At 58.3% G+C, this 15211-nt stretch carries 13 protein-coding genes; 4 read left to right on the forward strand and 9 right to left on the reverse strand.

All coding sequences use genetic code 11. From position 1 onward, the window contains the following. Nucleotides 1-572: 572 nt before the first annotated feature. On the reverse strand, nucleotides 573-2000 hold the full coding sequence (locus tag H8S59_RS07295) for an aldehyde dehydrogenase family protein (RefSeq protein WP_187520974.1): 1428 nt from the start codon (nucleotides 1998-2000) through the stop codon (nucleotides 573-575). Nucleotides 2001-2149: 149 nt separating this feature from the next. Between H8S59_RS07295 and H8S59_RS07300 the strand changes: the two genes are divergently transcribed. The 3 genes from H8S59_RS07300 (at nucleotide 2150) to H8S59_RS07310 (ending at nucleotide 5300) form a co-directional block, all read left to right on the forward strand. Continuing rightward, nucleotides 2150-3097 carry a LysR family transcriptional regulator gene (locus H8S59_RS07300; RefSeq protein ID WP_187520975.1) on the forward strand — a complete coding sequence of 316 codons (948 nt, stop codon included), beginning with the start codon at nucleotides 2150-2152 and terminating at the stop codon, nucleotides 3095-3097. A gap of 140 nt (nucleotides 3098-3237) precedes the next feature. After that, a complete protein-coding gene (locus tag H8S59_RS07305; protein ID WP_187520976.1) occupies nucleotides 3238-3942 on the forward strand; it encodes an HAD-IA family hydrolase in 705 nt (234 codons plus the stop codon). 74 nt (nucleotides 3943-4016) lie between these two features. Then, nucleotides 4017-5300, forward strand: a complete 1284-nt coding sequence (locus H8S59_RS07310; RefSeq protein WP_187520977.1) for an NAD(P)/FAD-dependent oxidoreductase — start codon at nucleotides 4017-4019, stop codon at nucleotides 5298-5300. Nucleotides 5301-5594: 294 nt separating this feature from the next. Here the strand turns inward: H8S59_RS07310 and H8S59_RS07315 are convergent, their stop codons facing one another. From H8S59_RS07315 to H8S59_RS07350, 8 genes are all read right to left on the reverse strand, one after another. Continuing rightward, complete coding sequence (locus H8S59_RS07315; protein WP_027900155.1) at nucleotides 5595-6086, reverse strand: Lrp/AsnC family transcriptional regulator; 492 nt, start codon at nucleotides 6084-6086, stop codon at nucleotides 5595-5597. A gap of 39 nt (nucleotides 6087-6125) precedes the next feature. Further along, entirely contained in the window at nucleotides 6126-6812 is a 687-nt protein-coding gene (locus H8S59_RS07320; protein ID WP_095102454.1) for an HAD family hydrolase, read from the reverse strand. 108 nt (nucleotides 6813-6920) lie between these two features. Further along, nucleotides 6921-8210, reverse strand: coding sequence for a 4-aminobutyrate--2-oxoglutarate transaminase (gene gabT / locus H8S59_RS07325; RefSeq protein WP_187520978.1), 1290 nt, complete (start codon nucleotides 8208-8210; stop codon nucleotides 6921-6923). Nucleotides 8211-8598: 388 nt separating this feature from the next. Then, nucleotides 8599-9684, reverse strand: a complete 1086-nt coding sequence (locus H8S59_RS07330) for an ABC transporter ATP-binding protein (RefSeq protein WP_187520979.1) — start codon at nucleotides 9682-9684, stop codon at nucleotides 8599-8601. Between the two features lie 130 nt (nucleotides 9685-9814). Continuing rightward, nucleotides 9815-11275 (reverse strand): NAD-dependent succinate-semialdehyde dehydrogenase, encoded by a 1461-nt coding sequence (locus H8S59_RS07335; RefSeq protein ID WP_187520980.1) that lies wholly within the window; start codon nucleotides 11273-11275, stop codon nucleotides 9815-9817. Nucleotides 11276-11501: 226 nt separating this feature from the next. After that, entirely contained in the window at nucleotides 11502-12299 is a 798-nt protein-coding gene (locus H8S59_RS07340; RefSeq protein WP_095102156.1) for an ABC transporter permease, read from the reverse strand. Beyond that, nucleotides 12300-13229, reverse strand: coding sequence for an ABC transporter permease (locus H8S59_RS07345; protein ID WP_187520981.1), 930 nt, complete (start codon nucleotides 13227-13229; stop codon nucleotides 12300-12302). Between the two features lie 717 nt (nucleotides 13230-13946). After that, complete coding sequence (locus H8S59_RS07350) at nucleotides 13947-14999, reverse strand: ABC transporter substrate-binding protein (protein ID WP_187520982.1); 1053 nt, start codon at nucleotides 14997-14999, stop codon at nucleotides 13947-13949. On the opposite strand from H8S59_RS07350, the gene H8S59_RS26775 reads away from it, so the two are divergent. Beyond that, the coding region (locus H8S59_RS26775) for a hypothetical protein (RefSeq protein ID WP_214658234.1) at nucleotides 15000-15211 on the forward strand (212 nt) is incomplete at its 3' end.

Below are 15211 nucleotides of genomic sequence, written 5' to 3' on the forward strand. Positions count from 1 at the left end.
CCGACTGCGGATGTACCGGCCTCCTCGCGAATGAATTCGCTCCTACCTGTAACCTGTCCAGGGCGCAGAGTTGGTAGGACCGAATTCATTCGGGAGGGCGATGGCTAAGGCGACACATAGGCTGCGGATGTACCGGCCTCCTCGCGAATGAATTCGCTCCTACCGGTAACGTGGGCTAGACGCAGTATGGTAGGACCGAATTCATTCGGGAGGGCGGTGTTTCAGACGACACACCGACTGCGGATGTACCGGCCTCCTCGCGAATGAATTCGCTCCTACCGGTAACGTGGGCTAGACGCAGTACGGTAGGACCGAATTCATTCGGGAGGGCGGTATTTCAGACGACATACCGACTGCGGATGTACCGGCCTCCTCGCGAATGAATTCGCTCTTGCAAGAGTCACTGACGTGGGACCGGCTTCAGCCGGGAAGAGGCCGGCACAGACGCTGAATCTTCATCTGCAGAAATACCGTCTTCCCGGCTAAAGCCGGTCCCACGTCGTCAATCAGCTTGCGGGCAAACATGGAATCTCCCACCGGGATTTGAGCTGGCGGGAGATAGGGTGGGATCATTAAGGGTGGAAGCCCACAATCGCCTTGGTCTCCAGAAACGCCTCCAGTCCCCACTCTGCATATTCCCGGCCATTACCCGATTGCTTGTAACCGCCAAACGGCGCGCCGGGGTTCCAGTCGGGATGGTTGATGTAGACGCCGCCGACCCGAAGCTGCAACGCAATCTCCCGGGCCCGCTGCAGGCTGGAGGACTGTACGTAACCGGCCAGACCAAATACGCTGTCATTGGCCAGCACCACCGCATGCTCATCATCGTCATAGGCCTGTATCACCAGCACCGGTCCGAAGATTTCCTCTTTGGCGATGGTCATGTCCGGCGTCACTCCGGCAAACACGGTGGGCTTCACGTAGTAGCCACGCTCCAGGCCTTCGGGCCGGCCCAGGCCACCGAACACCAATTGCGCACCTTCTTCGATGCCAATGGCGATCATTCGCTGGATGGCTTGAAATTGCCGGTCGCTGATCACCGGTCCCATGGTCGATTGCGGGTCGGTTGGATCACCCACCTGATGGGCGAGGGCCGCACGACAGGCGATTTCCACTGCCTGATCATGCAACGCAGCAGGCACCAGCATGCGGGTAGGCGCATTGCAGGACTGTCCGCTGTTTCCGAAGCAGCCATTGACCCCTGAGGTGACGGCTTTCTCCAGGTAGACATCGTCCAGCAGGATATTTGCCGATTTACCACCGAGTTCCTGATGTACGCGTTTCACGGAGGGCGCCGCCAGACGAGCGACTTCCACCCCGGCACGCGTCGAGCCGGTGAATGAAACCATGTCCACTCCGGGGTGAGCTGCCAATGCAGCACCCACGGTTGGCCCGTCGCCATTGATCAGGTTGAACACCCCGGCAGGCACACCCGCTTCATGCATGACTTCGGCAAACAGCACTGCATTGAGAGGGGCGATTTCACTGGGTTTGAGGACCATTGTGCAACCTGCCGCCAGCGCTGGAGCGACTTTGCAGACGATCTGATTGATGGGCCAGTTCCAGGGTGTAATGAGTGCAACGACCCCCACCGGCTCCAGATTGATCAGGGTATTGCCGTTGGTTTTCTGAAACGCGAACGTGTCCAGCGTGCGCAGGAGTTGTTGCAGATGACGCTTGCCGATACCGGCCTGCCAGTCGTAGGCAAGTGCTTTCGGTGCACCGACTTCGGCCATGATGGCTTCGGCAATCTCGTCGTAACGCTGCATGAATACGTCCAGTATCTGCTCGATCAGGACTTTCCTTTCATTGGGCGTCGTGCGGGCAAATGCCGGAAATGCATGGCGTGCCGCGGCGACTGCGGCGTCCACGTCGGCCTGATTGCCCATGGCTATCTGGCTGAAGGGCTGTTCAGTGGCGGGATTGATGACTGCCAGCTGCGAGTCCCCGGCGGGTGCTACCCAGCCACCATTGATATAAAACTTCAGGGCGTTTTCCATAATCAGGCGCGGTCTCGTCGGGAAGAGCAGAAAAGGGCGAGTGAGGATCTTGATCGTTGCAAAACACACACTCGGTCGCTCGCAAGAATAAGCATCAATTTCTGCATCCGGCAATTTACTAATAGTTGCTTCAGGCATAAGCTCAGGTCATGTCTAATCTTCGCCGAAAGCTACCCAGTTCAAGTTCTCTGTTCGTCTTTGAAGCGGCTGCGCGGTGTGGCAGCTTCACCCGGGCGGCGGATGAACTGTGCGTCAGCCAGCCAGCGGTCAGCCGGATGCTGTCGCGTCTCGAGGAGCATCTCGGCGTGCAGCTTTTCGAGCGCACGCGGGGCGGTGCGCGACTCACCGAGAGCGGCAGCATTTTGTATCGACGGGTGCAGGAAGGATTCAGCACCATCGAGTCGGCGATCAGCGAAATTGAATCCCGCGCAACGGGCATCGAAACCGTCACGCTGTCCGTCTCAACGGCATTCACGACCCATTGGCTAATGCCGCGCATGAGCCGCTTCAGTCAGCGATTTCCCAGTGTGGACATGCGATATCAGCTGATGTCTGGCCGGATTGGCGGGCCTTTGGTGGATGTCGATCTGGGCATGCGCTACATCGACTCAGGCAGCCTGAAAGCCACGGATACACTGGTTGTCCCGGAAATAACCTTGCCCGTCTGCAACCCCCAGTATTTCCAGCAGGTCTTTCAGGACGCAGGCAAAAAGCAGCCGCCGACGATGATCTGCATGGACAATCAGGATCGGGACTGGACACTGGAATTTGGCTCGTCCGGGCGCGTGGAAAATGCCCTGATTTTTTCTGACTATGCAGTGGTCGTGCAGGCTGCCTTGCTGGGGCAGGGGATGGCGCTGGGTTGGTTGACGGTCGTCTCGAACAGCCTGGTCAAAGGCGAGTTGGTGCCCGCCGCCGAACAGGTTCATGTCACACAGCGTCGGTGTTGTCTGGTGACTCCAGCGAATCGTCCGGTGCGCCCGGTGGTCGAAAGTGTTCGTGACTGGATCATCGAAGAGATGCGTGCCGACGTCGCAAAAGTGGACGCGCTTTACCCTCATTTGGGGCTGTCGGCACTTCTCCAGTCGGGTCGTTGAGATCAGGTGTGCCGCACAACGTGGAAAAACCGTAGGTTATGCTTCAAGGTCTGTGAAAAACGGAATATTTCATGAGGGAAGCACGTTGATAATGAGTCAACCAGCTTGCTCGACCCCATGAATATCCTGCGGAGCGCCCTATGTCATTCAAGCAATTCAAAGCCCTGACGTTCGATGTCGTTGGCACCCTCATTGATTTTGAAGCCGGCATTCTCGCTCATGTTCGTGAAGTGACGGGCGAAGCAGGTAAAGCCCATAGCGATGACGACATTCTCAAAGCCTATCGCGAGGCTCGTGCACAAACCGATTCAGGCTGGTGGCCGGATGATCTGGAGCGCTGCTACCACGTCATCGCCGCGAAACTGGGACTGCCCGACAACGACGAATACGCCAAGGGCCTGAGCCTTGCGGTGAAGAATTTCCCTGCGTTCCCTGATTCGATTGAGGCGCTGAAGCGTCTGCGCAAGCATTTCAAACTGGTCGCGACCACCAACTCGCAGATATGGGCACTGGATCTAATGGCCAAGACATTGGAGGAACCGTTTGATGTGCGGGTGACCGTTGACGACGTGCGTTTCGAAAAGCCTGATCCACAGTTCTTTGCCTACACCCGCGGCGTGCTGGCGACTCAAGGCATCCTGTTCGAAAACATCCTGCACGTTGCACAGAGCCAGTACCACGACATCGGCGTGGCCATGCGTCTGGGCTATCAAACCTGCTGGATCGAACGTCGCTTCGCGCAAAAAGGGACTGGAGGTACGCTTGAGTCCGATCGCGTGGAGCCGCATTACCACTTCACTTCGCTGGCGCAATTGGCGGACGCGGTCGAGAAAGAACTGGGCTGACTGACGCTGGGTGACGACTCTGGCGCTCTGGCCTTGCTGCGAGCGCCTTTTCTCTTTTTAGCTGGATGTTCGCCATGACTGTTCAGAGCCTGTGGGCGGCCACTGCCCGGCCTTCTCCCGCATTGCAATCCCTTGAAGGTGACCGCCAGTGCGACGTGGTGATCATCGGTGCCGGTTATACCGGTTTGTCTGCGGCGCACCACATTGCCCTTAGTGGTCGCGAACCATTGATTGTCGAGGCCAATACCCTGGCCTGGGGCGCCAGCGGGCGTAACGGCGGGGTGGTTTCGCCCAAGTTCCGTGTAGGCTTTCCGACACTGATGGAGCGTTTTGGCCGAGACACGGCCTTGCAGATGTACCGCACCGGTTATGCTGCAGTGGACAGTCTGGTGGAAATGGTCGAAAGCCTTGGCCTGTCCGGGGCGCAGTTGCACATGGGCGGGCACATTGCCGCTGCGCATAGCGTTCATGCGTTAGGCGGGCTTGAGTCCACGGCTAACTGGATCAAGCGCGAAACCGGTGGCACCTCGTCGTTGATGATCAGCGCCGAGCAGGTTCGCGAAGCCACCGGGTCGAAGATTTTTACCGGTGGCTTGCTGACGCCCAAAGCAGGCGGCATTCATCCTCTCAATTACGCTCGGGGCATTGCGCAAAGCCTGACTGATCGCGGCGTGAAGTTGTACATCAACAGTCCTGCCAACCAGATTCGTCATGAGGCGGGCCGCGTCATTGTCATGACCCCTCAAGGGCGAATCAGCGCACGGCAGGTGATCTACGCCACCAATGGCTATTCCGATCAGACCCGTGTCACCGACACCCTGCATCGACGCCTGATCCCGTTTCGCAGCGCGATTATTGCTACTCAGCCGCTTCCAGCCGATGTGCTGGCGCAGATCATGCCGGGTGGTCAGGTGTGTGGGGACACCAAGCGCATGTTGCGCTGGTTCAGGGTCGTGGGCGACCGGCTGATTTTTGGTGGCCGTGGTGCCTTCGGCAAGAACGATTCCGAGAGTGCATTCCGTACCTTGCAGCGCAGCATGGGGGAGGTTTTTCCCTTACTGCGTGATTACCAGGTGGATTTCCGCTGGTCTGGCCTGGTCGCCATGACTCTGGACTATCTGCCCCATGCAGGACAACTGGACGAACGCAGTTTCTACGCGATCGGTTACAACGGTGGTGGAGTCGCCATGTCGACGTATATGGGCGGGCAGTTGGCGAAGATGACGGCCGGAGAGAAGGTCGATCTGGGTTTACTTTGCGGCGACAAATTCAATCCCATTCCCATGCACGCATTCCGCGCGCCCGGAGTGCGCCTGGCTGCAGGGTGGCAGCAATTCCTTGATGTTATCGGGCGGTGATCATTGCACCACGCTATCTGCCTCAAACATTGGACCTGTAGGAGCTGCCGAAGGCTGCGATGGCGGTGTATCAGAATGAATGCTTCGCAGCCTTCGGCAGCTCCTACAGAAAAAGCATTCCAGATCGGAGGGTGCAATTCTGTAACTGATTCACAGCATTCAGCACCCTGCCTTATGTAGTGACTGACCTGACGCCCTCCCGGCTAAAGCCGGTCCTACGGATGTGTATGCCCTGTAGGACCGGCTTTAGCCGGGAGAGCGTCATGTTTGCCAGGAGTAACCGAGTCTTGTGTGTCAAACCGCCCTGACCAGACTCCGCAACGGCACGGTGCTTTTCACCACCGGTGACTTGATCACGATGTAGCTGAAGTACTTCTCGATCCCGATGTTCTTGTCCAGGATCGACTCCATCAATTCCTGGTAGTGCTGAATGCTGCTACACAGGAATCGCACCAGATAATCATAACCGCCGCTGATCAAATGGCATTCCAGCACCTCGTCGATGTTGCGGATGCTGGATTCGAATTTCACGAAATCGCCACGTTTGTGGTCGGAGAGGGTGACTTCGGTGAAGACGGTGACCGAGTTGGCGAACTTGGCCAGATTGACGTGGGCTTCGTAGCCGCTGATGTAACCGGCCGATTCGAGCCGTTTGACCCGCTGTAAGCAAGGACTGGGAGACAGGCCGACAGCTTCGGCGAGGCTGACGTTGGTCATTCGCCCGTCTTTCTGCAATTGGACCAGGATGTTGATGTCGATACGATCGAGCTTCGTTGCCGCGTCCATGGTTCAGTCCTCGCCATTTCAAAATTCAGACTGCTCACCTCAGGCGTGCAGTGCTTTTTGATGCGCGTGGACGAGGTCTGCCAGGCTGGCGTATTCACAGCGCTTGCCATCCAGTGCCTGCGGTGAGTGATTCCACGGCTGGCTATGACCCCGTCGCAATGTACATAGGGGGAAATCCACCCGCTCGTTCCACGGGTCGTCCGCCTCGGTACTACGCACCGGTAACAATTCTGATCGCTCCAGTTCCAGCTGGAGTAACGCGGCATCCAGGCTCGTGTGCCAGTCGCTGTCAACGGGCTCGATGACTGCATCGAACGTTAGCGGCAACCGGTCTGTCAGCGAACTCACATTGATGCCGTGAGGTGGGGCGATCAGTATCAAACGGTAGAACTTGCTCAGGTACTGCAAGGCACCTGGAACATCTTCGAATATGGGCCAGTGATCAGAGGAGCTACTGAAAGCAACACTCTGATCCCAGTCAGGAATGGTATGCAATTGGTGAGCCAGACGTTGGTACAACTGACCGTGAAAGGCGGTCGGGCTGCCCGCTGATCCACTGCTGATCAGCAGGTCGGCGGTACTTCGGTAGGCGCTCAGCAGCTGTTCATCACTGATCGCCTGATTGCCTTGCACTGCCAGCGGTCGAAGCCCCTCAAGAATGCCCCGTTCTCGATCAATCAGTGTTCCGAAGGAAAACCCCAATGCCTTGTACTGGGTGACTTTCATGATTCGCTCCTGAGTAACAGCTCTCGGTTCCGTCACGTTCCGCACCCGTGTTCCGAACCCGGCCCGGCGCTGCACCAACAGGCCGGGCCAGGTCTTGCCGCGCGGGTCTCAGCAGGCCGCAGCCAGTGCGGAGTCGAGCATCTGCAAAGCTTCTGCCACCTGCTCTGTGGTGGTCACCAGCGGTGCGAGGAAACGCACCACGTTACGGTGCACCCCACACTTGATCACCAGCAGGCCGGCATGGCGCGCTTCATCAATAACTTTTTGTGCCAGCGCAGCGTCCGGACTTTGCTTGTCGTCGGCTGCCACCATTTCAATTGCCAGCATGAAACCCAGGCCTCTTACATCACCGATACGCGGGTAACGTGTCTGCAAGGCCAGCAAACCTTGATGCAGCTGTGTGGAGAGTTTCGCGCCTTTCCCCAGCAGATCCTGCTCTTTGAAAAGGTCCAGCACCGCCAGCGCCGCCGCACAAGCCACCGCGTTGCCGCCGTACGTGCCGCCCAGTCCGCCCGGTGTCGGCGCATCCATGATGTCGGCACGGCCAACAACGCCGGATAACGGCATGCCGCCCGCGAGGCTTTTTGCAACGGTCACCAGATCAGGTTTGATGCCCGAGTGCTGGAAGCCGAACATCCTGCCGGTACGACCAAAGCCGGTCTGGATTTCATCGAGGATCAGCACAATGCCGTGTTGCGTGCAGCGCGCCCGCAAGGCCTGGAGAAATTCGTTTGAGGCCGCAATAAAACCACCATCGCCCTGAACAGGCTCGATGAGGATTGCTGCAACCCGGTCAGGTGCGACATCGGTGGCGAAGAGTTCATCCAGCTCGGCCAGCGCGTCGTCGCTGCTGATCCCGCGATAAGGATTTGGGTAGGTGGCGTGGTAGATCTCGGCCGGGAAGGGGCCGAAATTCTGTTTATAGGGCTGGCTCATACCGGTCAGGGTCACGCCCAGCAGGGTCCGGCCATGGAAGCCGCCCCGGAAGGAAATCACCGCCGTACGATTGGTGTGGCTGCGGGCAATCTTGATCGCGTTTTCCACCGCTTCGGCACCCGAGGTAAACAGGATGCTTTTGTAGTGCTCTTCGCCGCCAATCAGCGTGTTCAGGCGTGCGGCGACTTCGATGTAGCTTTCGTAGGCCGCGACCTGAAAACTGGCATGGGAAATTTCACCCACCTGACGCCGTACTGCTTCGACAACTCTGGGGTGGTTATGGCCAACGTTGAGTACGCCGATACCACCGACGAAATCCAGATAGCGCTTGCCGTCCACATCCCACAGCTGGGCGCCTTCGGCGCGCGCCGCAACAACCGGGTGAGCCGTGATGATGCCGCGCGGGATGTGTTGCTCACGCAGGGCGAGCAACCGTTGGGTTTCAGTCAGTGCAGAATTCATCTCAATCTCCGTGATCGCCGGGGTGGCAGGTGATGTGATCAGGATAAGCACTGGCCGGAACCACAAGCACTGAAGTTGCCCGGACCAGTGCTGTGATCGACTGTTTTAGAGGGAGGTTGCGAAATATTTCACTGTGGGGTGGTGCAAGCAATTTTGGGTGGTTCGTAAATCCCTGTGGGAACAGAGCTTGCTCCTATCAAATAAATGCACTTACCTGACTTGGAGTGTTTTTTGTAGGAGCTCACGAGCACCGCGAGGCAGCGATGGCGGTGTGTCAGACAAATCGCTATCGCGGCCTCGCGGTGCTCGTGCGCTCCTACAGTTATGGGTTGATTCGCATAGCGCTGTGTCAGGGACACCTGGGCAGCTCCCACATAATAGCCCTGCGTCAAACCGCTGCCCGCGGCACAACGATGGTGTCTTCCGGATGCAAACGCATCAGCAGCGGGGAGCCAATGGGGGGCAGGCTCAGGTTGCCTTCGTGATGGCTTGGTTGACGCAGGCTGACGGTCGGGCCGCCTTCAAGGTCGACGAATACCTTGAGGCTTTCACCCTGGAACACGATGTCCGAAACACGCCCGCGCAGGCGGTTCCACTCGGGGCCTGACGTGTCATTGTCCAGCAACAGTTTTTCCGACTGCAGCGCGAGGAATACGTCCCCCGACGGCGGGATTGGACGGGTCGTGCGCAGTGCAGTAGCGCCCAGGTTCAGGCCGCTTTCACTGCGTTGCAACGGGATCAGCGTGCTTTCGCCAATGAAGCTGGCGACGAAATCATCGGACGGATGATCGTGCAGACGACGCGGTGTATCGACCTGTACCAACTGGCCGCCACGCATGATCGCAATGCGGTCGCTCATGGTCAGCGCTTCACGCTGGTCGTGGGTGACGTAAATCATCGTCGCGCCGAGGCGTTTGTGCAGGGCGCGCAGCTCAATCTGCATAGTCTCGCGCAGCTGTTTATCGAGAGCGGAAAGCGGTTCATCCATCAGGATCAGTTTGGGTTCGAAGACAATCGCACGGGCCAGTGCCACCCGTTGCCGCTGGCCGCCGGAGAGTGCTGCAATGGAGCGGCTTTCGTAGCCGCTCAATTCAACTGTTGCCAGTGCCTGCTTCACGCGGCCCAGGCTTTTGGCGGCGCTTTCACCTCTGGCGCGCAAGGGAAAGGCAACGTTTTCGCCCACCGTCATGTGGGGGAACAATGCGTAGTTCTGGAAGACCACACCGATTTCGCGTTTGTGCGGTGGCATCAGCGTGACGTCGCGCTCGCCAAACAGGATGCTGCCGGAGCTGACCCGGATAAAGCCGCCCAGAATGCTTAGCAATGTGGTTTTGCCCGACCCGGAAGGGCCCAGCAGGGACATGAATTCTCCCGCTTCCACCTTGAGGTTCACGTTGTTCAGCGCCTTCAAACTGCCGTAATCCTTGCAAACCTGATTGACGCTGACTGATTCAAAACCTTCAGTGAAATTCATGAAGCGTCCTCCTGTGCAGAGCGGGTGTCTGCATCCATCTGAACACAGGCGCTGGCCGTGTTCGTGCCGTTTTGAGCCGCCGGAAAAACAGGATCTGCTGCCCGGCGGTATCCGTGTCCAACGCTGGCCGTCAGTCCAGACCGCCGATATGCCAGGCCTTCACTTCGAGGAATTCGTCCAGGCCGTACTTCGAGCCTTCACGGCCGGTGCCTGACTGCTTCATGCCGCCAAAGGGGGCGACTTCCATGGAAATAATCCCGGTATTCAGACCGACCATGCCGAACTCCAGTCGCTCACCTACGCGCCAGGCGCGACGCATGTCCTGGGTGAAGTAATACGCACCGAGGCCATACGGCGTGGCGTTGGCGAGCGCCAGCGCCTCGGCCTCGTCCTTGAAACGGAACAGCGGCGCAACAGGGCCGAACGTTTCTTCGCTGGCCAGCAGCATGTCGGCTTTGGCATCGCGCAAGACGGTGGGCTGGACGTAAAGACCGTTGCCCTGAGGCGCTCCGCCAATGACCACGCTGGCACCTTTTTCCAGCGCATCGCCGATATGGCGGGTCACTTTGTCCACGGCGGCGGCATTGATCAGCGGGCCAATCGTGACCCCGGTTTGCAGGCCGTCACCGACTTTCAGTTCGGCGACGGCCGCGCTCAGGCGTTCTGCGAACCGATCATAAATACCGTCCTGCACCAGAATGCGATTGGCGCAGACGCAGGTTTGTCCGGCGTTGCGGAATTTGCTCTGCATGACCCCGGCAATGGCCAGGTCCAGGTCCGCATCATCGAAGACGATAAATGGCGCATTGCCGCCCAGCTCCAGGCTCAGGCGTTTGATGGTGCTTGCACACTGGCTCATCAACAGTTGGCCAACCCGGGTCGAGCCTGTGAATGACAGCTTGCGTACTGCCGGATTGCTGGTCATTTCACCACCGACCCCGGCAGGCAAACCGGTCAATACGTTGAACACACCGGCCGGGATTCCGGCGCGATCTGCCAGTACTGCTAACGCCAGGGCTGACAGCGGCGTCATTTCAGAAGGCTTGACCAGCACCGGACAACCCGCAGCCAAAGCAGGAGCGCATTTACGGGTGATCATCGCGTTAGGGAAGTTCCACGGGGTGATCGCCGCGACGACGCCAATCGGTTGTTTGAGCACGATGATTCGTCGATCAGCGACCGGCGAAGGAATGGTGTCGCCGTAGATCCGCCGGGCCTCTTCAGCAAACCATTTGACGAAGCTGGCACCGTAGGCAATTTCGCCGCGTGACTCAGCAAGGGGCTTGCCTTGCTCGGCGGTCATGATCAGCGCCAGGTCTTCCTGATTGTCCATGATCAGCTTGAACCAGACTTCAAGAAAACGCGCGCGCTCGGCCGCCGGGACTTCGCGCCAGGACACGAAACGAGCTTCAGCTGCCTCTATGGCGCGGCGGGTTTCCGCGGCTTGCAAGGCTGGAACCCGGGCGATAACACTGCCGTCGGCGGGATTGGTCACGTCCAGCGTCGCGCCGTCATCGGCGCTGATCCACTCGCCATTGACGTAGGCGCGCTCAACGAGAAGGGAAGGGTCACGCAGGGTATTTTTCAACATGATCAAGGTGCCTTGAGGGTCCGAACGATGGACTCATTTTAAGAATGTCTGCCCGGTGGCCGATGCCGAGATAGCCACTTGAGCGGGTGGTAGATGCTGAATTTGCGATGCTGGCGGCAGATGTTGCTATTCATCATTACCCTTGTAGGAGCTGCCGAAGGCTGCGAGGCGGTGTGTCAGACAAATTGTCTTCGCAGCCTTCGGCAGCTCCTACAAGATGGTGTTGTTAGCTCGGTTTATTGCGCCCCGCGATCACTACCAACAACAGTGAAGCCAGAATCAGAATCGAGCTGATGGCCGCAATCGTCGGGTCGATTTCATCGCGCAGGGCTGTGAACATCCGTTTGGTCAGGGTCTGGTTGTCGCCACCGGAGATGAACAGCGCGACCACGGTTTCATCCAGCGAAGTGATGAAGGCGAACAGCGTGGCCGAGACCAGGCTTGGTTTGATTTGCGGCAATGTCACGGCCATGAACGCCCGGAATCGGTTCATGCCCAGGCTGCGAGCGACCATTTCCTGAGACATGTCGAAGTTACGCAAACCTGCCAGCAGGGCGATGATCACGTAGGGCAGTGCCAGCATGATGTGCGCCAGAATGAGCCCGGTCATGGTGCTGATCAGACCCACCCTGGCGTACACAAAAAACACCCCGGCGGCGATGAGGATGATCGGCACCATCATCGGCAGCAGCAGAATGATTTGCAGGGTGCGCACGACCTTCAGGCTGGAGCTATTGATGGCGTAGGCCGCAGCCATACCGATGGGCAGGCTGACCACCGTAGTGACCGCTGCGGTAATCAGACTGACCCGTGCCGCCGACATCCATTCAGCGCTCTGGAAGAACGCCGCGTACCAGCGCAGTGACCACTCCTTGGGCGGGAATTGCAGGAAGCGCGCCTCGGAAAACGACATCGGCACCACAATCAGCACTGGCAGAATCAGGTAGAGCAGGATGGCTGCTACCAACACGGTGAAGAGCAAGTGGGAGACGCGGACCTGACGCAGATAGGCAACCAGTTTCATTTAGCGCGCTCCCAGAATGCGTTCGATAGGGATGAACTTGTTGATACCCCAGAAAATCAGGAATACCACCAACAACAGCACCAGACCGACCGCACTCGCGGCGCCCCAGGCGTGATAAAGCTCAACGTTGCGCTGGACCAGCATCGATACCAGGATCGTGCGGCCACCACCGAGCAGTTCAGGGGTGATGAAGAAGCCCAGGCAGATGACAAAGACCAGAATCGACCCTGCCATGATGCCGGGTGCCGCCATCGGCAAGAACACTCGGCGGAAGGTGTAAAAGGGCTTGGCCCCAAGGCTTTCCGAGGCTTGCATCAGGTCCTGCGGGATTTTCTTCATCACCGAATACAGCGGTAGAACCATGAACGGCAGCATCACGTGCAGGGTGCCGATTACCGTGCCAGTGGTGTTGTGCATCAGGTTGAGCGGTTGATCGATGATGCCCATGTCGATCAGCGTCTGGTTGACCAGCCCCCGGCGTTGCAGCAGAACCAGCCAGGCGTAGGAGCGCACCAGCACGCTGGTCCAGAACGGAATAATTACGCAGATCAGAATCAGGTTCGCCCAGAAGCCATGCAGGCGGGAAGCGGCATAGGCGATGGGGAAACCGAGGAAAATCGACAGCACGGTGACGATGAGGCTGATCTTGAAGGTCAGGACAAAGGTATCCCAGTAGATTCGCTCTTCGAAAATGCGGACATAGTTGGCCAGGGAGAAGCCGTCTTCGGTCTGCACCGACTGAAACGCCAGCCAGCACATTGGCAGGATCAGCAGCACCACCACCATGACCAGCGCCGGGGTAAGCAGCAGCATCATCGAGGTATTTTCCTTGCGCTCTTCGCGGGCAAGGGCATCGCTATTGGTCAGCGGCGGCTGATGCTTGTGGTTGTCGGATTCAGGCAGGGACTTGGCGAGATAAGCATTGGACATGTCTGTCTCCCGTCACTTGGTCTGGCTGAAGCGCTGGAAGGCGCCGTGCTTGAGTGTTGGCATGTGAACGACTCCCGAAAGGTGGGGGCAGATGCTGAAAGCGAGGGTGTTTCCTGTTTCGGTCGCTCTGCGGGACCGTGCGATTTCCACTGTACCCAGATGTCGGCAAATGAAGCCGCTGAAATGCCCTGCGCCAAAGTGCTTTATTGCGTAATGGGGCGGGTAGACGGCATGTCCTGCGTTGGGGCTTCTGGCACGGTATTCATTCCCTCCGCCGTGTCAGGTAGGAGGCAACTTGTTGGCGAGAGTGCTTGATGCGGTGTATCAGTCCTGCCGCCTCGCGAACAAGTTCGCTCCTACCGGGATAGGCGTTCAGTTGTTACTTCTTCTGCACGAACGACAACCAGCGTTCCTCTGCCTTGATGTCGATACCCATTTGGCGGCGATGTCAGGTAGGAGGCAACTTGTTGGCGAGAGGGCTTGATGCGGTGTATCAGTCCTGCCGCCTCGCGAACAAGTTCGCTCCTACCGGGAGATGCGCGCAGCTATCACTTCTTCTGCACGAACGACAACCAGCATTCTTCGGCCTTGATGCGGATGCCCATTTGGCGGCGATGTCAGGTAGGAGGCAACTTGTTGGCGAGAGGGCTTGATGCGGTGTATCAGTCCTGCCGCCTCGCGAACAAGTTCGCTCCTACCGGGAAATGCGCGCAGCTATCACTTCTTCTGCACGAACGACAACCAGCGTTCCTCTGCCTTGATGCCGTCTGCAGACGCCCACCATTTGGCCGACAGCAGAGCCTGACGGGAGATGTTTTCCGGCGCGGATGGAAGTTTGGCAGCCCGCTCAGCGGGAATCGTGCCGGTCTTGAATGCTTCGGGGTTGAGCGGGCCGTAATCGATGATCATTGGCAATGCCGCCTGCAGTTTCGCATCGATGGCTTCGTTGACGAACTTCATTGCCGCCGCTTTGTGCGGTGTGCCCTTGAGGACGCAGAGGGAGTTGGTTTCCAGTACGCCCTGGTTGTAATCGAACGCCACAGGCGCGCCGTCAGCCTGCACCGCGGTAATGCGGCCGTTCCACGCTTGAATCATGTCTACTTCGCCGTCGCTGATCAGCTGTGCCGACTGACCGCCTGACGTCCACCAGGTGGAAATGTGCGGTTTGATTTCTTCGAGTTTCTTGAAGGCGCGTTCTACATCCAGCGGGTAGAGCTTGTCGGGGGCGACGCCGTCGGCCAAGAGGGCTATTTCCAGGGTCGGGCGCGGCAGGTTCCGCAATGAACGCTGCCCCGGGAATTTCTTCGTGTCCCAGAAATCCGCCCAGGTTTTGGGTGCCTTGTCGCCTTTGAAAGCGTCGGTGCGATAAGCCAGCACCGTCGAGTAGCTGATGTAGCCAACGCTGTAATCATCCTTAAGATCCGCGGGTAATTGCGCCGCGTTGGGGATCAGCGCCAGGTCGAGCTTTTCGAACAAGCCTTCCTGCTCGCCGCGTACGCAGTCGCCGGTCGGCAGGTCCACCACATCCCAGGTGACTTTGCCGCTTTCGACCTGGGTTTTGATGATGGGATAGGCTTTGGGCGAACTGTCCTGTTTCAGCGTCAGGCCGAGTTTCTTCGCGGCAGGCTCGAGGATCGCCTTGCTTTGCGCTTCCTGATAAGCGCCGCCCTGGGACACAAATGTGATGTCTTCAGCGAACGCCATATTGGCGCAGCCGGTAAGGATTGCCAAACTCGCCAGTTTGAAGCTGCGGATACTCGATGCTGTCATATGAAGTTCTCCCCGATGGTTGGCAGATTTCTTGAGCGAGCTGGAGATTTGCTGTCGGTCGCTCTGCGGGACCGTGCCTTTAATTTACTGGCATGTCGGGAAATGAAGCGGGCACAAATGCGCGACGCAGAAGCGCTTTATTGCGAAAAGGGGAGGAGGGACGGCATGTCGTGCGCTGAACGGCCGCCAAGTGTTTTCTCTGTCAGCGACGC

The sequence above is a fragment of the Pseudomonas folii genome (assembly GCF_014357575.1).
GTDB classification, from domain to species: Bacteria; Pseudomonadota; Gammaproteobacteria; order Pseudomonadales; family Pseudomonadaceae; genus Aquipseudomonas; species Aquipseudomonas folii.